Annotated in this window: 17 protein-coding genes and 1 riboswitch; of the genes, 3 read left to right on the top strand and 14 right to left on the bottom strand. The window is 73.2% G+C overall.

Annotation, left to right across the window (positions count from 1 at the left end):
- Positions 1-237 carry a MarR family winged helix-turn-helix transcriptional regulator gene (locus E6W39_RS41510; protein ID WP_228718130.1) on the bottom strand — a complete coding sequence of 79 codons (237 nt, stop codon included), beginning with the start codon at positions 235-237 and terminating at the stop codon, positions 1-3.
- Positions 234-503 carry a hypothetical protein gene (locus E6W39_RS41505; protein WP_228718129.1) on the bottom strand — a complete coding sequence of 90 codons (270 nt, stop codon included), beginning with the start codon at positions 501-503 and terminating at the stop codon, positions 234-236. The genes E6W39_RS41510 and E6W39_RS41505 overlap by 4 nt, the downstream gene beginning before the upstream one ends.
- Positions 504-554: 51 nt before the next feature.
- On the opposite strand from E6W39_RS41505, the gene E6W39_RS13070 reads away from it, so the two are divergent.
- The gene (locus tag E6W39_RS13070) at positions 555-1,292 is read left to right on the top strand and encodes an SDR family NAD(P)-dependent oxidoreductase (RefSeq protein ID WP_141633702.1); all 738 of its coding nucleotides are present in this window, start codon (positions 555-557) and stop codon (positions 1,290-1,292) included.
- 51 nt (positions 1,293-1,343) lie between these two features.
- On the opposite strand, the gene E6W39_RS39330 is transcribed toward E6W39_RS13070, so the two are convergent.
- From E6W39_RS39330 to E6W39_RS13040, 6 genes are all read right to left on the bottom strand, one after another.
- The gene (locus tag E6W39_RS39330; protein ID WP_181799251.1) at positions 1,344-2,195 is read right to left on the bottom strand and encodes a hypothetical protein; all 852 of its coding nucleotides are present in this window, start codon (positions 2,193-2,195) and stop codon (positions 1,344-1,346) included.
- 96 nt (positions 2,196-2,291) lie between these two features.
- Positions 2,292-3,692 (bottom strand): cobyrinate a,c-diamide synthase, encoded by a 1,401-nt coding sequence (locus E6W39_RS13060; RefSeq protein WP_141633701.1) that lies wholly within the window; start codon positions 3,690-3,692, stop codon positions 2,292-2,294.
- Positions 3,693-3,719: 27 nt separating this feature from the next.
- The gene (gene cobO, locus E6W39_RS13055; protein WP_141637710.1) at positions 3,720-4,316 is read right to left on the bottom strand and encodes a cob(I)yrinic acid a,c-diamide adenosyltransferase; all 597 of its coding nucleotides are present in this window, start codon (positions 4,314-4,316) and stop codon (positions 3,720-3,722) included.
- Between the two features lie 5 nt (positions 4,317-4,321).
- Positions 4,322-6,328 (bottom strand): putative cobaltochelatase, encoded by a 2,007-nt coding sequence (locus tag E6W39_RS13050; protein ID WP_267286749.1) that lies wholly within the window; start codon positions 6,326-6,328, stop codon positions 4,322-4,324.
- Positions 6,329-6,363: 35 nt separating this feature from the next.
- On the bottom strand, positions 6,364-7,890 hold the full coding sequence (locus E6W39_RS13045) for a cobyric acid synthase (protein ID WP_141633699.1): 1,527 nt from the start codon (positions 7,888-7,890) through the stop codon (positions 6,364-6,366).
- The gene (locus E6W39_RS13040) at positions 7,887-8,837 is read right to left on the bottom strand and encodes a cobalamin biosynthesis protein (protein WP_141633698.1); all 951 of its coding nucleotides are present in this window, start codon (positions 8,835-8,837) and stop codon (positions 7,887-7,889) included. The genes E6W39_RS13045 and E6W39_RS13040 overlap by 4 nt, the downstream gene beginning before the upstream one ends.
- A gap of 33 nt (positions 8,838-8,870) precedes the next feature.
- Positions 8,871-9,016: riboswitch (cobalamin riboswitch) on the bottom strand.
- A 538-nt stretch (positions 9,017-9,554) separates the two neighbouring features.
- Between E6W39_RS13040 and E6W39_RS13030 the strand changes: the two genes are divergently transcribed.
- Positions 9,555-10,679: an alpha/beta hydrolase gene (locus E6W39_RS13030; RefSeq protein ID WP_141633697.1), complete on the top strand. Its 1,125-nt coding sequence runs from the start codon at positions 9,555-9,557 to the stop codon at positions 10,677-10,679.
- Positions 10,680-10,944: 265 nt separating this feature from the next.
- On the top strand, positions 10,945-12,444 hold the full coding sequence (locus tag E6W39_RS13025) for a hypothetical protein (protein WP_228718128.1): 1,500 nt from the start codon (positions 10,945-10,947) through the stop codon (positions 12,442-12,444).
- Positions 12,445-12,594: 150 nt separating this feature from the next.
- Here the strand turns inward: E6W39_RS13025 and E6W39_RS13020 are convergent, their stop codons facing one another.
- The 6 genes from E6W39_RS13020 to E6W39_RS12990 form a co-directional block, all read right to left on the bottom strand.
- Positions 12,595-13,482 (bottom strand): CDP-alcohol phosphatidyltransferase family protein, encoded by an 888-nt coding sequence (locus E6W39_RS13020; protein ID WP_407658385.1) that lies wholly within the window; start codon positions 13,480-13,482, stop codon positions 12,595-12,597.
- Positions 13,469-14,161, bottom strand: coding sequence for a phosphatidylserine decarboxylase (locus E6W39_RS13015; RefSeq protein ID WP_180356639.1), 693 nt, complete (start codon positions 14,159-14,161; stop codon positions 13,469-13,471). Before E6W39_RS13015 ends, E6W39_RS13020 begins: the two co-directional genes overlap by 14 nt.
- A gap of 321 nt (positions 14,162-14,482) precedes the next feature.
- A complete protein-coding gene (locus E6W39_RS13010; protein WP_101382802.1) occupies positions 14,483-15,685 on the bottom strand; it encodes an acyl-CoA dehydrogenase family protein in 1,203 nt (400 codons plus the stop codon).
- Between the two features lie 292 nt (positions 15,686-15,977).
- Positions 15,978-16,481, bottom strand: coding sequence for a MaoC family dehydratase (locus E6W39_RS13000; protein WP_141633695.1), 504 nt, complete (start codon positions 16,479-16,481; stop codon positions 15,978-15,980).
- 2 nt (positions 16,482-16,483) lie between these two features.
- On the bottom strand, positions 16,484-17,497 hold the full coding sequence (locus E6W39_RS12995) for an HpcH/HpaI aldolase/citrate lyase family protein (RefSeq protein WP_141633694.1): 1,014 nt from the start codon (positions 17,495-17,497) through the stop codon (positions 16,484-16,486).
- Complete coding sequence (locus E6W39_RS12990) at positions 17,494-19,518, bottom strand: protein meaA (protein WP_141633693.1); 2,025 nt, start codon at positions 19,516-19,518, stop codon at positions 17,494-17,496. Before E6W39_RS12990 ends, E6W39_RS12995 begins: the two co-directional genes overlap by 4 nt.

The following is a 19,518-nucleotide window of genomic DNA, read 5'->3' as shown; positions in this document are numbered from 1 at the left end:
TCAGTTCTGAATCCTGGCAAGGAACTTGGCGAGCAGGCGGGCGAGGTCCGCCTGCTCGTCGGCGTTCAGCGCCTGGTCCACCAGCTGCTGCTCGTGGTGCAGCAGGTCGCCGACCGCGGCGTCCACGGCGAGGCGCCCGGCCTCGGTGAGCCGCACCGGCACCGCCCGGCCGACCGGCTCGGGCGGCAGGCGCTCGACCAGCCCGGCGGCCTCGGCGCGGTCCACCCGCTGGGTCACCGCCCCGCGGAGATCAGCGAGCGGGCCGCCAGCTCGCGGGTGGGCAGGCAGTACGGCGCACCCGCCCGGCGCAGCGTGCTCAGCAGGTCCAGGGTGGCGGCGTCCATGGCGACCAGGGCCAGGGTGCGGCGCCGGTCGTCGGTCAGCAGCTTGGCGGCCTGCCGGATCCGGGTCAGGATCCGGATCGACCCCACCGGCAGCCCGGGTCGCTCCCGCTGCCAGGCACTGGCGATCCGCTCGGCAAGATCTTCTTCAGGTGCACTCATGGTGCTAGTGTGCCAGTGGCGTTTAGGTCTAAACGAGGGGAGTGGCGCAGCATGCGTCAGATCATCGTCACTGGTGGCGGCACGGGGCTCGGCAAGGCCATCGCGGCGGCCTTCGCCGCACAGGGCGACCAGGTGGTGATCACCGGCCGCCGCAAGGACGTGCTCGACCAGGCCGCCGCCGAGCTGGGTGCGAACGTGCGGGCCGTCGCCTTCGACGCCGCCGACCCGGCGCAGGTCGAGGCGGCGCTGGCGGACCTGCCCGAGCGGGTCGACGTCCTGGTCAACAATGCCGGTGGCAACCGCGACCGCACCAGCGCGCCGCTCACCCCGCAGCCCGGCCTGGCCGGGCTCGCCGCGCGCTGGCAGGCCAACCTGGACGCCAACCTCTTCACCGCCGTGCTGGTCACCGCGGCCCTGCGCGACCGGCTGAACCCCGGCGCCCGGGTGATCAACTTCAGCTCGATCGCCGCCCACCGCGGCGGCAGCGGCTCCTACGGCGCCGCCAAGGCCGCCATCGAGAACTGGAACCTCTCGCTGGCCCAGGAGGTCGGCCCCGAGGGCATCACGGCCAACGTCATCGCCCCCGGCTACATCAGCGACACCGACTTCTTCGGCCCCGACGGCATCCCCGCCCAGCGCCTGGCCTACAACGTGGCCCAGTCCCTCAACAAGCGCGCCGGCCACCCCGACGACGTGGTCGCCACCACCCTCTTCCTTGCCTCTCCGGCCGCCGGCCACCTGACCGCACAGGTCTTCCACCTGGACGGCGGCTCCATCACCGGCCGCTGAGAGGCTTCAGGGCCCTGTCCGCCACGCGGCGGACAGGGCCCTGAGTGTCGGTCACTGGTTAGCGGTCAGCCAGGTGTTGGTGGACCACAGCGCGGTGCCGTTCTTGTCGTAGACGACGAAGTTGCCGTCGCTCTGGAAGACGGCGCGGTCACCGGCGTGGTAGTAGGTGCCGGCGGACCAGTAGGGGTTCCCGCCCGGACCGGCGAGGACGAGGTTGCCGTCGGCCTGCAGCTGCAGGTGGGGGTAGTAAGTGCCGCTGGTGCCGCTGCTCCAGAGCTGGGCGTTGTCCCGCTTGCGGTAGATCACCAGGTTGCCGTCGGACTGCAGCACCAACCAGGCGTTGGCCGACTGCAGGAAGCAGCCGGGGGTGATGAAGGTGAGGTCGGTTCCCTCGGTCCCCGGCAGTTGGGTGCTCGTCGGGCACCACTGGGACTGCTGCTCGATGCCCTGGGAGTACCACACCTTGAAGTTGTGGGGATCGCCGGCCCGAAGCCCACCGGTGCTCAGCAGGCCGGCGGTGCCGCTCTGGCCCCAGGTGCCCGAGCTCCACAGCGCCTGCCCGCTGCTGTCGTAGACGACGAAGTTGCCGTCGGACTGGGAGACGGCGTGCGCGCCGGGGTGGCCCCAGGTGCCGCTGCTCCACACGGCCGGGCCCTGGCCGCCGGTCTGGGTGAGCAGGTAGAGGACCAGGTTGCCGTCGGTCTGCATGACCAGCTTGGTGACCGGGTTCTTCGCCACCCGCCCCTGGTAGGTGGAGATGGTGTTCGGGCTGGTGGCGCTCTGGCCCGGGCCGAGCGCGTTGATCGGCGTGAGCGTCGGGGTGCCGGTGGTGTCGGTCACGCAGCTGGTGGCGTCCGCGTGGGCCGCGCCGGCCGAGACCGTCAGGCCGGTGAAGGCGAGCACGGCGGCCACCGCCGTGCCGACGAGTCGTCTGGGTGTGTTGATGATGTCCCCCTCGGACAGTTCCTGCTCCGGAGTGAGGCCGGAGCGAGGTACTTCTTACCGTCCTTGATCGTCCAGGTAAAGCGGGATCCGGCCGACCGCCCGCACGAACCGCTCCGCCAGTTGCGGGGCGCCGGCCCAGTGCAGGTGCAGGTAGGAGGCGTGCACGTTCGCGGTGGTGAAGCCCTCGGTGACGGTGGCGTTGGCGGGGGAGCGCCAGGCCCAGGCGGGGGTGGCGGGGGAGGCGCCCGGGGTGCAGGCGGTGCGGTGGAACTCGTGGCCGCGCACCCGGGTGCCGGCGGGGGCCAGCGGGCTGTCGTGCAGGGCGACCGCCTCGCGGTAGCCCAGGGTGAGCCGCTCGGTCATCCGGGCCGTGGCGCCCAGGATGCCGCACATCGGATGGCCGTCCAACTCCCGCCCCAGATACAGGAGTCCGGCGCACTCTGCGGCGATCGGCGCACCGGTGGCGGCGAGTTCGGCGATCGCCGACCGCAACTCGCCGTTGGCGCTGAGCTGTTCCCCGTATACCTCGGGAAAGCCGCCGCCGATCACCAGACCTGACGTGCCATCAGGAAGCCGTTGGTCGTGCAGCGGGTCGAACGGGACGACCTCGGCGCCGGCGGCGGCCAGCAGTTCGGCGTTCTCGGCGTAGCTGAACGAGAAGGCTCTGCCTGCGGCCAGCGCGATCCGGGGGGCGGTGGTGGTGACCCGGGCGACCTCGGCGGTCGGGTCCCAGGGGGCGGCGGTGAGCGGCGGGGCGGACCGGGCCAGTGCCAGCACCGCTTCCAAGTCCACCGAGGCGGCGATGAGTTCGGCCATGTCGGCGACCGCCTGCAGGGCCGCCGCCGAGCGCTCCACCACCGGCACCAGGCCCAGGTGCCGGCTCGGGGTGGCCACGGCGGCGGTGCGCCGCACCGCGCCCAGCACCGGCACCCCGGCGCCCTCCTCCAGTGCCTCGCGCAGCAGTTGCTCATGCCGGTCGGAGGCGACCCGGTTGAGGATCACCCCCGCCAGGCGCACCTGCGGGTCCCAGGTGGCGAAGCCGTGCACCAGGGCCGCCACCGAGCGGGACTGCGAGGACCCGTCCACCACCAGCACCACCGGCGCCCGCAGCAGCTTGGCGACCTGCGCGGTGGAGGCCAACTCGCCACGCCCGGAGGCGCCGTCGAACATCCCCATCACGCCCTCGATCACCGCGATGTCCGCCCCGGCCGCACCGTGGCGCAGCAGCGGCTCGATCCGCTCCGGGCCGCACAGGAAGGCGTCCAGGTTGCGCCCGCGGCGGCCGGTGGCCAGCGCGTGGTAGCCCGGATCGATGTAGTCCGGGCCCACCTTGTGCGGGGAGACGGCCAGGCCGCGCGCGGTGAGCGCGGCCATCAGGCCGGTGGCGACGGTGGTCTTGCCGGCCCCCGAGGAGGGGGCGGCGATGACGAGCCGGGGGAGGTGCACGTGCGTCAGAGCCTTACCGGTAGGGCGGTCGGGGAGTTACCACTCGATCCCGCGCTGGCCCTTGCGGCCGGCGTCCATCGGGTGCTTCACCTTGGTCATCTCGGTGACCAGATCGGCCAGTTCGAGCAGCGCCTCGGGCGCGTACCGGCCGGTGATCACGACATGCTGGTTGCCCGGGCGGTTGCGCAGCACCTCGACCACCTCGGCCACGTCCACCCAACCCCACTTCATCGGGTAAGTGAACTCGTCCAGCACGTACAGCCGGTAGCTCTCGGCGGCCAGGTCGCGCTTGACCTGCTCCCAACCCTCCTTGGCGGCCTCCTCGCTGGACTCCAGGTCGCGCTGCACCCAGGACCAGCCCTCGCCCATCTTGTGCCAGGCGACGCTGCCGCCCTCACCGGAGGCGCCCAGCACCTTCAGCGCGTTCTCCTCGCCCACCTTCCACTTGGCGGACTTGACGAACTGGAACACCCCGATCGGCCAGCCCTGGTTCCAGGCCCGCAGCGCCATGCCGAAGGCGGCGGTCGACTTGCCCTTGCCCGGCCCGGTGTGCACGGCGGTGATCGGCTGGTTGCGGCGCTGACGGGTGGTCAGGCCGTCGTCGGGGACGACCTCGGGCTGGCCCTGCGGCACGGGGATCACGCTGCCTTTCGTGAGGTGGAGGGGCGGTGGGCGTGCACCAGGGCGGCCACGCCCTCGGCACGCAGCTCGTCCAGGGAGACGGCGTTGGCGTTCAGCTGGGTGGCCAGGGTACGGGCCAGGCCGAGCCGGACCGGGCCGGACTCGCAGTCCAGCACCACGGCGGCGGTGCCGTGGGCGGCCAGCAGAGCGGCGGCCCGGCCGGCCTCGGCGAGCGCGGTGCGGCCGCCGGTGGCCCGGCCGTCGGTGACCACCACCAGCAGCGGGCGGCGCAGCGGGTCGCGCACTCGTTCCAGCCGCAGCACCTCGTGGGCGCGCAGCAGGCCGGCGGCCAGCGGGGTGCGGCCGCCGGTGGGCAGCCGCTCCAGGCGGGCGGCGCCGACCTCCACCGAGGAGGTGGGCGGCAGCGCCAGCTCGGCGCCGCTGCCCCGGAAGGTGATCATGCCGATCTTGTCGCGGCGCTGGTAGGCGTCCATCAGCAGCGACAGCACGGCGCCCTTGACGGCGGTCATCCGCTGCCGGGCGGCCATCGAGCCGGAGGCGTCCACCACGAAGAGCACCAGGTTGGACTCGCGGCCGCGGCGCACCTGCTCGCGGAAGTCGTCCGAGCGCAGCACCAGGGACCGGCCCGAGCGGCCTCGGGCCCGCTGGTGCGGGGCGGCGGCGCGCAGGGTGGCCGAGAGGTGCAGCCGGGTGAGGGCGCCCTGCGGGCGGCGGTCCCGGATGGTGTGGCCGCCGTCGGTCTCGGCGGGGGAGCGGCGGCCCTGGGTGCCGTGGCCGGTGCCGGGGACCTTGAACAGGCGGGTGCGGTACGGCTCGCCGGCCGCCACGGGGGTGGACTCGCGGGCGGGGGCGCCGCCGGGCGCGGGCAGCTTGGGGCCGGCCTCCTGGAGCTCCTCGGTCGACGCGGTGTCGGGCACCCCGCCGTCGGACGGCTCCGGAGCCCCGCCGGGGCCCCCGCCGTCCGGGCCGCCGTCGCCCGGCCCTTCGCCGTCCGGGTCGTCGTCGGGCTCGTTGTCCGGGTCGGTGTCGGGCTCGCTGTGCTCGCTCAGCGTCCGGTCCAACTGCTCCTCGTCCAGCCCGGGCGCGTCGAACGGGTTGCGGCGGCGACGGTGCGGCAGGGCCAGCTGCGCGGCCTTGCGGACGTCCTCCTCCGCCACCGCCGTGCGGCCCGCCCAGGCGGCCAGGGCGACGGCGGCGCGGGCCATCACGATGTCCGCGCGCAGCCCGTCCACCTCGAAGGCGGCGCAGACCGCGGTGATCTGACGCAGCGCCGCATCGCCAAGCACCACGGACGGCAGCAACTCCCGCGCCGCGCCGATCCGTTGAGCGAGCTCCTGCTCGGCGTCCCGGTAGTCGGCCGCGAAGCCCTCCGGGTCCGCGTCGTACGCCAGCCGCCGCCGCACCACCTCGGCCCGCTCCTGCGGATCCCGGGTGGCCGCGATCTCCACGGTGAGCCCGAACCGGTCGAGCAGCTGCGGCCGCAGCTCGCCCTCCTCCGGGTTCATCGTCCCCACCAGCAGGAACCGCGCCGCGTGCCGCACCGAGACGCCCTCGCGCTCCACGTAGGAGCGCCCCATCGCCGCCGCGTCCAGCAGCAGGTCGACCACGTGGTCCTGCAGCAGGTTGACCTCGTCGATGTAGAGCACACCGCGGTGCGCCTGGGCCAGCAGCCCCGGCTCATACGCCTTCACGCCCTGGGCGAGCGCCTGCTCGAGGTCCAGCGAGCCGACGATCCGGTCCTCGGTGACGCCGACCGGCAGCTCCACCAGCCGGGCCGGCCGGTCATGGGAGCCGGCGGAGTGCGGCGCGTCCGGGCACTGCGGATCGGGTGCCGCCGGGTCGCAGGCGAACCGGCACCCGTCGGCCACCGCGATCGACGGCAGCAGTCCGGCCAGCGCCCGCACCATCGTCGACTTCGCGGTGCCCTTCTCACCCCGCACCAGCACGCCGCCGACCGCCGGCGAGACCGCGTTCAGCAGCAGCGCCAGTCGCAGATCGGCCATGCCGACGATCGCGGTGAACGGATATCGGACGTCACTCACAGCAGGTCACCTTCCACAGCACGCGCCGTCGGAGCCCCCGGCGGAACGAACGGCAGGGCGCCGTCCACCCCGCCCTCGATCAGCCGCCACAGCGCGTCGGTGTCGGCATGCTCCTCGATCAGATCCCCCAGCCGGTCCAGCCGGGCCTCCCGGGCCGCCGCGAACGAGGTGCCGGGCGCCGGCGTGAAGTCCCGTCCGGCCAGCGCCGCGACCTCGCGCAGGAAGGCCCGGCGGAACCCGTCGTTCTCCAGCGCCCCGTGCCAGGTGGTGCCCCACACGGCACCCACCCGGCAGCCGTCCAAGAAGGGTTCGCCGCCGTCCACCCGGGCCACCCCGTGGTGGATCTCGTAGCCCTCGACCCGCTCGCCGTACGCCTCGCCGACCGGCCGCCCGAGCGTCTTCTCGACCTGGAACTCCACCCGCACCGGCAGCAGCCCGAGCCCGTCGACCACGCCGGCCCCCGACTCCACCGAGTCGGTGATCCGCTGGGACAGCATCTGGTAGCCGCCGCACACCCCGAGCACCGGCCGACCCGCCAACGCCCGCTCCCGCAGCGGCTGTTCGAGGCCACGCTCGCGCAGCCAGGCGAGGTCCGCCACCGTCGCCCGGGTGCCCGGCAGCACCACCAGATCGGCGTCCGCCAGCTCCTCGGGCCGCGTCGCCCAGCGCACCAGCACCCCGGGCTCCTGGGCCAGCGCGTCCACGTCGGTGAAGTTGGACAGCCGGGGCAGCCGCAGCACCGCCACCCGCAGCACGTCCCGGCCGTGCGGACCGGCCGTCGCGCCGCGCTCCACGGCCGTGGTCAGGTCCAGCGAGTCCTCCGCGTCCAGCCACAGGTCGGCCAGCATCGGCAGGGTGCCCAGCACCGGACGGCCGGTCAGCTCGTGCAGCATGTCCAGGCCGGGCTTCAGCAGCCGGGCGTCACCGCGGAACTTGTTCACCAGCCAGCCCGCCACCAGCCGCTGGTCCTCGGGGCTGAGCAGCGCCAGCGTCCCGTACATCGCGGCGAACACCCCGCCGCGGTCGATGTCGCCGACCACCAGCACCGGCAGCTCGGCGGCCCGGGCCAGGCCCATGTTGGCGATGTCCCGGTCCCGCAGGTTGATCTCGGCCGGTGAGCCCGCGCCCTCGCACACCACCACGTCGAACCGGCGGCGCAGATCGGCCAGGCACTCCAGCGAACGCTCCAGCAGATACGGCTTGCGCTCCCGGTAGTCCAGTGCGCCGACCTCCGCGACCGGGCGCCCCAGCAGTACCACCTGGCTGCGCCCGTCGCCGCCGGGCTTGAGCAGCACCGGGTTCATCGCCGCCTCCGGCTCGACCCGGGCGGCCTGCGCCTGCATCACCTGGGCCCGGCCGATCTCGGCGCCGTCCGCCGTGACCATCGAGTTGAGCGACATGTTCTGCGCCTTGAACGGCGCCACCTTGACGCCCTGCCGGACCAGCCAGCGGCAGATCCCGGCGGTCACCACGCTCTTGCCGGCATCCGAGGTGGTGCCGGCGATCAGGATCGCGTTGCTCATCGACGTCCCTTCCACAGCGCGCGGGCCACCACCGTGCGTGTCAATACCGTGCTGGTGAGTGCCAACAACCCAATGCGGCGCGACAGTTGACAGGCCCGCTCGATGTCGCCGACCGCCACCGGGCGCTGCTCGGCGCCCAGCACCGGGCGGTGCTCGACGCGGGTTCCGTACTGCAGGGTGCCGCCGAGCCGCACACCGAGCGCACCCGCGAACGCCGACTCGGCCTGACCCGCATTGGGGCTCGGGTGCGCCGAACCGTCCCGCCGCCAGATCCGCCAGGCCCGCCCGCGGTCCTCGGCGGCGGCCACCGCGAGCAGCGCCGCCAGGCGGGCGCCCGGCCAGCCCGCGACATCGTCCAGCCGGGCCGCCGCCCAGCCGAACCGGCGGTAGCGCGGCGACTTGTGGCCCACCATCGCGTCCAGGGTGTTCACCGCCCGGAACGCCAGCAGCCCGGGGGAGCCCGCCAGTGCGCCCCAGACCAGGGCGTTGACCACGGCGTCCGCGGTGTTCTCGGCCACCGACTCCACCACCGCGCGGGCGATCTGCTGCTCGTCCAGGCCGCTCGGGTCCCGCCCGCACAGATGCGGCAGCCGCTCCCTGGCCGCCGTCAGGTCACCGGCCGTCAGATGGCCGCCGATGGTGCGGGCCTCCCGGGTCAGCGAGGTGCCGCCGAGCACCGTCCAGGTGGCCAGCGCGGCATTGGCGGCCCGGCGGGCGGGCCCGGCACCGCGCTCCAGGAGCGCCGCCCCGGTGGCCACCGCGCCCACCGCTAGCGCGGTGTGCAGGGCGCCGGCGCCGCGGTGGTCGCGCCAGAGCGCGCGTTCCAGGGCGGTCGCGGCCCGGCCGAACGCGGCCACCGGGTGACCGCGTCGAGGGTCGGCGAACACGGCGTCGGCGGCATAGCCGGCCACCGCGCCGCAGGCATAGCCAGCGACGGCGCGCTGCATCGAAGCGTGTCCTCACTCAGGGTCCGCGCCCCGGATCGACGTAACGGGGGCGAGAGTTCCTGGCTCCCGGGGCGGCCGACCTGCCGCGCCCCGGTGACAGTGGCGGGACCGCGCCGGATTCGCACCGGGCTTCCTCTCCTATGCCTCCGTATGGCCCAGCGATCCCATCACGCCCGCTCTCCGGGCGTCAACCAGCCCTCCGCGACGCCCGCCCGGCGCAGCCCGCGCCCGAGCCATGCGGTCTGCTTGATCGGCGGCCCCGGCCGGCCCGACGGCGAAGCCGGCGCCGGGCGCCGCGATCAGCGGGCCGACGGTCGCCACCGTTACGGGGGGGCACGGCTACGGCCGCGCCGGGCCGAGGGTGCCGGGGTGGCCGTTCGGGCTGGGTGGGGAGATCGCGGCCGGTGGCGCGGGAGCGCGTCATGCCGAGGTCCGTGCGGGCGGCACTGCTACGGGCGGTGCCGGGGTGGCTGTTCGGGCCCGGGGGGAGATCGCGGCCGGTGGCGCGGGAGCGCGTCATGCCGAGGTCCGTGCGGGCGGCACTGCTACGGGCGGTGCCGGGGTGGCTGTTCGGGCCCGGGGGGGGGAGATCGCGGCCGGTGGCGCGGGAGCGCGTCATGCCAAGGTCCGTGCGGGCTGCCGTGCTGCGGTGGCGGGTTCGGGCGCTCCGGGGTGAACTGGTGACGTCCGCAGCCGTCGTCACCACCGGGGAGAGCCATGCGTTGGGGAACCGTCCTTGCCGCGGCCGCCACCGTCGTCGCCGGAGCGGGTGCGGCCGTGCTGCTGGTCGGCCGCCGGGTCTCCGACCTCGCACTGCGTCCGGAGACGGCAGAGCACGGGCCGGTCATAGCCGAGCCGGCGTTGCGGGTGCACCGGATGACGGCCCACGAGGTGACCCTGACCCGGACGGTGGACAGCGGCCGGCGCGGCATCTACGCCCTGGACTGGCCCGGCGGCCACGCCGTGGTCGGCGACGTCCTGGCCACCGACCCGCAGACGGTCACCCGCCGCATCGAGCGGTCCGCCGGCAGCCCGCCGGCCGACGGCGCCGAGGTGGAGCTCAGCAACCGGGTGCTGCGCGGCGACCCGGGCTCCGCTTGCGGCCTGGACTACATGGACGTGGTGGTCGACGGCGAACTGGGCGGGCTGCCCGCCTGGTACGTGCCGGCGGTGCGCGGCACCTGGGTGATCCTGGTGCACGGCGCGCTGGCCGACCGCCGGCAGGCCCTCCCGGTGCTGCCGGTGCTGCAGCGGCTGCGGCTGCCGGCGCTGGTGGCCAGCTACCGGGGTGACCAGGGTGCGCCCGCCTCGCCGGACGGCATCGGGCACTTCGGCGAGACCGAGTGGCGGGACGTGGACGCGGCGATCCGGTTCGCCAAGGAGGCCGGGGCCGGCCGCATCGTGCTGTACGGCTGGTCGGTCGGCGCGACCACGGTGCTGCAGACCGCCGCCCGCTCCGACCTCCGGGAGCACCTGGCCGCCCTGGTGCTGGACTCGCCGGTGCTGGAGCCGGCCGCCTCGGTGCGCGGGGTGGCGGCCAGGGCGGGCGCCGGGGCGGTGGCCGGGCAACTGGGCGCCTGGGCCGCACAGGGGCGCACCGGCGTCGACCTGGCGGGCCTGGCGCGGATAACCGACGGCACCGACCTGGCGGCCCCGGCCCTGCTGCTGGCCAGCCCGCAGGACGGCGTGGCGCCGTTCCGGGACGCCGAGCGGCTGGCCGACCGCCGAAGCGATCTGGTCTCCCTGCACGCCTTCCCGGGGGCCGGCCACGCCGGGCTCTGGAACGCCGATCCGGCCCGCTACGAGGAACTGCTGCGGCGCTTCCTCACCCCGATCCTCTGAGCCCCGATCCTCTGCGCCCCGATCCGCTGGGTCCCGTCCCGGCTCCGCGCCGCTGAGCCCCGAACCCCCTGCGGTCCGCGCGCGTTGGGTGACCCCTTGACCACGTTCGGTTCCACCCACTACTGTCGTGCACAGATCACCGGCCGCCGGGAGGCCCGGTTTGGCCGCTCTTGCCCCGAGTCACGGCCCCGCGCAACCTGCTTCTGTACAAGACGCGCCGAACTCGATGTGACAACCGCCCCGTACACGGGGAAGACTGCACGGCGTGACGTCTCGGAATCCGCGCGACCGTGATGCCCCGCTCCCGCCGACCACGGGCACCGGCGCGACGGTGACCCGTCTACCCGGCACGGCCCGCCGTGCCGACGGCGCCCAGCCGGGCCGCTCCGCCAACCGCCGACGCACCCCCAAGCCCGCCCCCGGGCGCGGCCGGGTCCCGGTGCCCGACGGTTTCCCCGGCCCCGGCGAGCTGGCGCCGCTGGCCCGCCGGATGCTGGCCGACGCAGTACGGATCGCCCGCTGGGCCGGCGAGCTCGAAGCCGTCGACAAGCGCGGCGAGCTGCTGCCCGACGACGCCCGGGCCGCCGGGCGGGCCCTCGCCATGACCGTCGGCGCCGCCGCCAAGGCCTGGGGACAGGCCCTGATGGTCGGCCTGATCGAGCCCCGGGACGGCGGCGCCGCCCCGGGCTGGCGGCTGCACGCCTGGGAGCACGACGACGAGGCGGTGCTGCGCGGCTGGTCCGCGCTGTTCGACGCCTGGACGCTGCTCGCCCCGGTGCCGCCGGCCGCGCTGCGCGGGGTCTTCGCGCTGCTGGCCGGCCAGGCCGTCGACCAGGCGCCGCAGCTGCTCTCCTTCCTGCACCTGGTGGACGGTCCGGTCGCCGACGGCGAGCTGATGGAGCTGCTCCGCCGCGGCCTGGACGAGCGGCGGCGCGGCGGCGGCGAGTTCGCCGCGCTCTCCCCGGTCCCGCACGCCGCCTCGGCCGTCTCCGCGGTGCGCGGCACCTGCCGGGAGCCGCAGATCGACACCCCGCCGTCCGTGTCCGACGTGGCCGCCGTGCTGGACTGGATGCTGGACGGGCTGACCGCCGTCGGCGCCGTGGTCCGCCGGGACGCCGCCGCCGAGCTCTCCCCGCTGGGGCACTGGGCGGTGCGGGCCAAGCTGGAGGAGATCTGCACCGTCGCCCAGACCGCTGCCGGGCACATCGAGCAGAGCGCCCTGGAGCTGCTGGACGCCTGCGCCAACTACACCCCGGGCCCGGCCCGGGCCGAGTACCGCGCCTGGGTGGCGGCCCGGCCGGTGGACCGCGCGGTGGCCGAGCTGCTCGAGGTCGCCCGCGGCGAGGACGCCCTGTTGCGCGGCCTGGCCTTCGAGGCGCTGCGGGTGGCCGGCGGTACCGCCGAACAGGTGGTGCGCTCCGCCGTGGACGAGCCGGTGCTGCGCCCCTACGCGCTGCTGTGGCTGGCCGAGCAACTGGACGAGGGCGGGGTGATCCCCTCGGACGTGCTGAGCGCCGAGGACGCCGCCTGGCTCTGGGTGGACACCGCCGCGGCGGTGCTCGACCACGGCGAGACCGAGCTGCTGGTCGGCCATGTCGAGGGCGCCAGTGCGGGCGACCCGGTGCGGCTGTTCGCCCGGGCCCGGCAGTCGGGGCACCCGCGGGCCGCCTCGGTGCTCACCGCCGTCTCCTCGGTGCACCCCGACCCGGCCGTCGCCCGGGCGGCCCGCCGCTCGGCGTTCAGCGTGCACCGCGGTGGGGCCTGAAGCGTCCACCGCTGCGCGGAACCGCGACAGGCGCCGCGGCCGGACCTGAGGCGAGCCCCGTGGCGGGGCCTGACGGCCCATCAGAGCGGAGAAACACCGAGGGCCCCGGAACGGGATCGTTCCGGGGCCCTCGGGCTTGCTACGGGCGGCTCAGCAGCCGCGGGACTCCGCACGGCGGGCCCGCACATCGCCGACCTTCTGGCCGACCTTGCGGCGGATCACCAGCAGCGGTGCCATCGCGGCCAGCGCGATCTGCGCGAAGGCGCCGATGTGCATCAGCACGTCGCCGCCGGGCAGACCGGCGGCCCAGGCGGCCAGGCAGCCGATCGAGACCACGATCCAGCCAAGCGTGGCGGTGGCCAGCAGACCCTGCGGCTTGGGGTACTCGACCTGGCTGACCATCAGGTAGGCCACGCCGAAGATCGCCAGCAGACCGGGCAGGAACGGCGGGTCGAGCAGCACGATGGCGATCACCGTCAGGGCGCCCATCGGGCAGGGCATGCCCTGGAAGACCCCGGGGCGCATCTTGACGGCCGAGAACCGGGCCAGCCGCAGCACCACCGCTAGCAGCACCGTGAGCGCGATGAACGCGGACAGGCCCTGGTTGGAGCCGGGCGAGACGATGCCCCAGACCGCGACGAAGTAGGCCGGCGCGATGCCGAAGCTGATCAGGTCGGCCAGGTTGTCCAGCTCCGCGCCGAGCGCCGAGGCCCGCAGCTTGCGGGCCACCAGGCCGTCGAACAGGTCGCACATCGCGCCGAGCAGCAGCAGCGTCACCGCGGTGGCCGCGCCGTGCCGCATGGTGCCACCACCGCTGCTGCTCCCGGTGATGTGCGGGATCAGCATGTTGGTGGTGACGGAGTAGATCGCCAGGAAGCCGCAGACCGCATTGCCCAGGGTCAGGAAGTCGGCCGTGGACAGGGCCTGCGGCGGACGGGGCGCGCGCAGCTCGCGGTCGCGCGCCCAGCGGCGCCGACGCAGCTCGGTCTCCTCCGAGTCGTCGATGCCCACCAGGGTTTCGGGATCAGTCACGGTCAAGGCGTGTCACCCCCGCCGTCGTCTTCTGGCCGACCGTGACGCCCACCTCGACGCCGGCCGGCAGGTAGGTGTCGACGCGGGAGCCGAAGCGGATCAGACCGATCCGCTCGCCCTGCTCGACCTTGGTACCGGCCGGGACGTACGGCACGATGCGGCGCGCCACGGCGCCCGCGATCTGCACCATCTCGATGTCGCCGATCTCGGTGTCGAAGTGCCAGACGACCCGCTCGTTGCGGTCGCTGTCCTTGTTGAAGGCGGGCACGAAGCCGCCGGCGATGTGCTCGACGGAGGTCACCGTGCCGGGCAGCGGGGCCCGGTTGACGTGCACGTTCAGCGGGCTCATGAAGATCGCGACCCGAGTCCGGCCGTCCGGCCAGGCGTCGATGCTCTGCACCACGCCGTCGGCCGGCGAGATCACTCTGCCGGTGCCGATCTCACGCTCCGGGTCGCGGAAGAACCACAGCATGCCCGCGCTGAGCGCGCAGGCCGGTACCGCGGCCAGCGCCCACTTGCCGTTCCGCTTGGTGAGAGCGGTGGTCAGGGCGGCGGTGGCCAGGGTCGGGACGAACCAGGGGGTGGCTCCGCGCGCGATGGTCACGCGGGGTCGCCGACCGGCCGTCTCGGGAGCGAAGGGATCGCGCTCCGTGACGGAGGAGTGAGGGGACGGGCTGATGGGCATCGAAGACCTTCGTCGCGGGGGATCATGGCCGACCGAGAGGGTGGCCACCGCGGGGATCGGGTGAGAAGGGGACAGCTGCTGTCCCGGTGGATGCTATCGGGAGCAGGTGGTGGGTGGGCAACCCGCCTGCTCGTTCAACTGACTCCTGCCGTGCCGGAGTGCACGCGCTATGTATACGACCGTAGCGGGCCCCGGAGCGGTTCCCAAGGGGTCGGTCAAGATCAGTGAGTCTTCTCTCAGCCCTGTCCCAGCACTGCGCACGGGCCCCGGCGCGGTCGTCGCCGGGACCCGTAGGCGCCCTGCTCAGGGGCCGGATGTGGCCTACTCGGCCAGCTTGTACTCCTCCAGCAGACGGCGACCCACGATCATCTTCTGGATCTCCGCCGTACCCTCACCGATCAGCAGCATCGGGGCCTCCCGGTAGAGCCGCTCGATCTCGTACTCCTTGGAGAAGCCGTAGCCGCCGTGGATCCGGAAGGCGTCCTCCACGACCTCCTTGCAGTACTCGGAGGCGAGGTACTTGGCCATGCCCGCCTCGAGGTCGTTGCGCTGGCCGCTGTCCTTCTTGCGGGCTGCCATCACCATCATCTGGTGGGCGGCCTCGACCTTGGTGGCCATCTCGGCCAGCTTGAACTGGATCGCCTGGTGCTCGGCGATCTTCTTGCCGAAGGTGGTGCGCTGCTGGGCGTAGGCGATGCCCAGCTCGAAGGCGCGGCGGGCGACGCCGCAGCCCCGGGCGGCCACGTTGACCCGGCCGACCTCGACGCCGTCCATCATCTGGTAGAAGCCGCGGCCGGGGACCCCGCCGAGGATCCGGTCCGCCGGGATCCGGACGTCCTGGAGCACCAGCTCGGTGGTGTCGACGCCCTTGTAACCCATCTTCTCGATCTTGCCGGGCACGGTCAGGCCGGGGACCGTCGGGTTCGGGCCGAAACCGGCCGTCTTCTCGATCAGGAAGGTGGTCATGTTCTTGTACGGGGTGCTGCCGCCCTCGTCGGTCTTGCAGAGCACCGCGACCAGGGTGGAGCTGCCGCCGTTGGTCAGCCACATCTTCTGGCCGTTGAGGACGTAGAACTCCCCGTCCTTGACGCCCTTGGTGGAGATCGCGGCGACATCGGAGCCCAGCGCCGGCTCGGACATCGAGAAGGCGCCGCGGATCTCGCCGGCCGCCATCTTGGGCAGGAAGTAGTCCTTCTGCTCCTGGGTGCCGTGCGCGTTGATCATGTGCGCCACGATGAAGTGGGTGTTGACGATGCCGGAGACGGACATCCAGCCGCGGGCGATCTCCTCGACCACCAGGGCGTAGGTGAGCAGCGACTCGCCGAGGCCGCCGTACTCCTCGGGGATGGTCAGCCCGAACAGGCCGAGCTGCTTCATGCCCTCGACGATGGCGGTCGGGTACTCGTCCTTGTGCTCCAGCTCGGTGGCGACCGGGATGATCTCCTTGTCGACGAACTCCCGCACGGTGGCGAGGATGTCCCGCTGGATCTCGGTGAGGCCGTCGGTCTGTGCGAGGCGTCCCATCGTGCGGCTCCGTAAGTCTCTGAGGGAAAAAGCGGGGTGTCGCGCGCAGCGCGCCCTTGGAAGGGCGGTGGCGGGCGACGGGTGGGCGGGGTGTCGCGCGCAGCGCGCCCTTGGAAGGGCGGTGGCGGGCGACGGGTGGGCGGGGTGTCGCGCGCAGCGCGCCCTTGGAAGGGCGGTGGCGGGCGACGGGTGGGCGAGGGGCCGGGGGCGCCGCGAAGCGTGACATTCGCAGCGCCCCCGTGACCGGAGGCTCGGGCGATGACGGCGCCCGCCCCCGGGGGTATCGGAGGGGTCAGGACAGCGGCGTCGGGCGGCCCGGCTGCTCGCCGCCCCGCGCCTTGATGTAGGTCTCGGTCGGCACCATCACCTTGCGGCGGAAGATGCAGACGACCGTGCCGTCCTGCTTGTAGCCCTTGGTCTCGACGTAGACGATGCCCCGGTCGTCCTTGGACTTGGAGGGCCACTTGTCGAGCACCGTGGTCTCGCCGTAGATGGTGTCGCCGTGGAAGGTCGGCGCCACGTGCCGCAGCGACTCGATCTCCAGGTTGGCGATCGCCTTGCCGGAGACGTCCGGGACGGACATGCCGAGCAGCAGCGAGTAGATGTAGTTGCCCACCACCACGTTCTTCTTGAAGTCCGTGGTGTTCTCCGCATAGTTGACGTCCATGTGGAGCGGGTGGTGGTTCATGGTGAGCAGGCAGAAGAGGTGGTCGTCGTACTCGGTGACCGTCTTGCCGGGCCAGTGCTTGTAGACCGCGCCGACCTCGAACTCCTCGTAGGTGCGTCCGAACTGCATGATCAGGCCTCCGGGGCTTCGAACTTGGAGGTGCGCTGCATGCCCGCGGCGCGGCCCTTGCCGGAGATCACCAGCGCCATCTTGCGGCTGGCCTCGTCGATCATCTCGTCGCCGAGCATCGCCGAGCCCTTGAAGCCGCCGGCCTCCGAGGTGCACCAGTCGTAGGCGTCCAGGATCAACTCGGCGTGGTCGTAGTCCTCCTGCGAGGGCGAGTAGATCTCGTTGGCGGCGGCGACCTGGTCCGGGTGCAGCACCCACTTGCCGTCGAAGCCCAGCGCGGCCGAGCGGCCGGCCACCTCGCGGTACCCCTCCTGGTTGCGGATCTGCAGGTACGGACCGTCGATCGCCTGCAGGTCGTTGGCGCGGGCCGCCATCAGGATGCGCATCAGGATGTAGTGGTAGGCGTCGGCGTTGTAGCCGGGCGGCTGCTCGCCGACCACCAGCGACTTCATGTTGATCGAGGCCATGAAGTCGGCCGGGCCGAAGATGATGGTCTCCACGCGCTGCGAGGCGGTGGCGATCGCGTCGACGTTGATCAGGCCCTTGGCGTTCTCGATCTGCGCCTCGATGCCGATCCGGCCGACCTCGAAGCCCATGGTCTTCTCGATCTGGGTGAGCAGCAGGTCCAGCGCCTTGACCTGCTCGGCGTCCTGCACCTTGGGCAGCATGATGCAGTCCAGGTTCGGCCCGGCGCCCTCGACCACGGTGATCACGTCACGGTAGGTCCAGTGGGTGGTCCAGTCGTTGACCCGGACCACCTTGGTCTTGTTGCCCCAGTCGCCGTTGTTCAGCGCGTCGACGATGTTGAGCCGGGCGCTCTCCTTGACGGCGGGGGCGCAGGCGTCCTCCAGGTCCAGGAAGACCTGGTCGGCGGGCAGGCCCTGGGCCTTCTCGAGGAAGCGCGGGTTGCTGCCCGGCACCGCCAGGCAGGAGCGGCGGGGGCGAAGGCGATTAGGGGTGGCGGCGGAGCCGCTCGTTGCAAGGGTGGTGGCGGGCGACGGGTGGGCGTTCGTCATTGGGCGAGGGTCTCTTCCTGGTAAGGGCCGAGATGGTTGGCCGTGCGGATCTCGTCGACGATCCGGCCGATGATGGTGGTGATGCCGAAGTCCTTCGGGGTGAAGACCGCGGCGACACCGGCGGCCCGCAGGGCCTCGGCGTCCGCAGCGGGGATGATGCCACCGACGATCACTGGCACATCCTCCACCCCGGCCCGCTTCATCCGCTGCAGTACGTCCGGAACCAGCTCGGGGTGGGCGCCGGAGAGGATCGACAGCCCCACGCAGTGCACGTCCTCGGCGACGGCCGCCGAGACGATCTGCTCCGGCGTCAGCCGGATCCCCTGGTAGACCACCTCGAAGCCGGCGTCGCGGGCTCGCACCGCGATCTGCTCGGCGCCGTTGGAGTGCCCGTCCAGGCCCGGCTTGCCGACCAGCAGCCGCAGCTTGGCGGTGCCCAGCTCGGCGGCGGTGGCGGTGACCTTGGCCCGCACCCGGGCCAGCTCGCCGCCCGGCTCGGCGGCCACCGCGATCGGCGCGCCGCCGACCCCGGTGGGCGCCCGGTACTCGCCGAACACCTCGCGCAGCGCGAAGGCCCACTCGCCGGTGGTCACCCCGGCCCGGGCGCAGGCCAGGGTGGCGTCCATCAGGTTCCGCTCGGTGGCCGCGATCCGCTTCAGCTCGGTCAGCGCCTGCTGCGCCGCCGCCTCGTCACGGTCGGCCCGCCACTGCTTGAGGTTGTCGAGCACGGCCTGCTCGCTGGCCGGGTCCACCACCATGATGGCGGTGTCCAGGTCGGCGGTGAGCGGGCTCTCCTCGGTGGTGTCGAAGCAGTTCACGCCGACGATCTTGTCCTCGCCGGCCTCGATCCGGGCCCGCCGCTCGGCGTGCGAGGCGACCAGTGCGGACTTCAGGTAGCCGGACTCGACGGCCGCGACCACCCCGCCCTGCTCCAGCACCTTGGCGATCTCCGCCTCCGCGCCGGCCAGCAGCTCGGCGGTCTTGGCCTCGATCACCTCGGAGCCGTTGAAGATGTCGCCGTACTCCAGCAGGTCCGACTCGTAGGCCAGCACCTGCTGGATGCGCAGCGACCACTGCTGGTCCCAGGGCCGGGGCAGGCCCAGCGCCTCGTTCCAGGCCGGGAGTTGGACGGCGCGGGCGCGGGCGTCCTTGGAGAGGGTGACGGCCAGCATCTCCAGGACGATCCGCTGGACGTTGTTCTCCGGCTGGGCCTCGGTCAGGCCGAGGGAGTTGACCTGCACGCCGTAGCGGAACCGGCGCTGCTTGGGGTCCTTGATGCCGTAGCGCTCGCGGGTGACCTTCTCCCAGAGCTGGGCGAAGGCCCGCATCTTGCACATCTCCTCGACGAACCGGACGCCCGCGTTCACGAAGAAGGAGATCCGGCCGACCACCTCGCCCATCCGCTCGGCCGGCACCTGGCCGGAGTCGCGCACCGCGTCCAGCACGGTGATCGCCGTGCACATCGCGAAGGCGATCTCCTGCACCGGAGTGGCCCCGGCCTCCTGCAGGTGGTAGCTGCAGATGTTGATCGGGTTCCACTTGGGGATGCCGGCCACGGTGTAGGCGATCATGTCGGTGATCAGCCGCACCGAGGGGCCGGGCGGGAAGACGTGCGTCCCGCGCGACAGGTACTCCTTGATGATGTCGTTCTGGGTGGTGCCGGTCAGCTTGGCGATGTCCGCGCCCTGCTCCTCGGCGACCACCTGGTAGAGCGCCAGCAGCCACATGGCGGTGGCGTTGATGGTCATCGAGGTGTTGGTCTGCTCCAGCGGGATCCCGTCGAACAGGGTCCGCATGTCGCCGATGTGGCCGACCGGCACGCCGACCCGGCCGACCTCGCCGCGGGCCAGCACGTGGTCCGAGTCGTAGCCGGTCTGGGTGGGCAGGTCGAAGGCGACCGAGAGGCCGGTCTGGCCCTTCGCCAGGTTGCGCCGGTAGAGCGCGTTGGAGTCCGCCGCCGTGGAGTGGCCGGCGTAGGTGCGCATCAGCCAGGGGCGGTCGCGCTTCTGACGGTCCGTCAT

This window comes from Kitasatospora acidiphila (assembly GCF_006636205.1).
Classification (GTDB): Bacteria; Actinomycetota; Actinomycetes; order Streptomycetales; family Streptomycetaceae; genus Kitasatospora; species Kitasatospora acidiphila.
Note: the sequence above shows the minus strand (reverse complement) of the source record. Positions and strands in the feature narration are given on the sequence as shown.

Bases quoted from the DNA above. Each gene is read 5' to 3' on its own strand.
- E6W39_RS41505 (WP_228718129.1), bottom strand. From the start codon at position 503: ATGAGTGCACCTGAAGAAGATCTTGCCGAGCGGATCGCCAGTGCCTGG.
- E6W39_RS13070 (WP_141633702.1), top strand. From the start codon at position 555: ATGCGTCAGATCATCGTCACTGGTGGCGGCACGGGGCTCGGCAAGGCC.
- E6W39_RS13050 (WP_267286749.1), bottom strand. From the start codon at position 6,328: ATGGCCGATCTGCGACTGGCGCTGCTGCTGAACGCGGTCTCGCCGGCG.
- E6W39_RS13045 (WP_141633699.1), bottom strand. From the start codon at position 7,890: ATGAGCAACGCGATCCTGATCGCCGGCACCACCTCGGATGCCGGCAAG.
- E6W39_RS13040 (WP_141633698.1), bottom strand. From the start codon at position 8,837: ATGCAGCGCGCCGTCGCTGGCTATGCCTGCGGCGCGGTGGCCGGCTAT.
- E6W39_RS13030 (WP_141633697.1), top strand. From the start codon at position 9,555: ATGCGTTGGGGAACCGTCCTTGCCGCGGCCGCCACCGTCGTCGCCGGA.
- E6W39_RS13015 (WP_180356639.1), bottom strand. From the start codon at position 14,161: ATGCCCATCAGCCCGTCCCCTCACTCCTCCGTCACGGAGCGCGATCCC.
- E6W39_RS13010 (WP_101382802.1), bottom strand. From the start codon at position 15,685: ATGGGACGCCTCGCACAGACCGACGGCCTCACCGAGATCCAGCGGGAC.
- E6W39_RS13000 (WP_141633695.1), bottom strand. From the start codon at position 16,481: ATGCAGTTCGGACGCACCTACGAGGAGTTCGAGGTCGGCGCGGTCTAC.
- E6W39_RS12995 (WP_141633694.1), bottom strand. From the start codon at position 17,497: ATGACGAACGCCCACCCGTCGCCCGCCACCACCCTTGCAACGAGCGGC.
- E6W39_RS12990 (WP_141633693.1), bottom strand. From the start codon at position 19,518: ATGACGGACCGTCAGAAGCGCGACCGCCCCTGGCTGATGCGCACCTAC.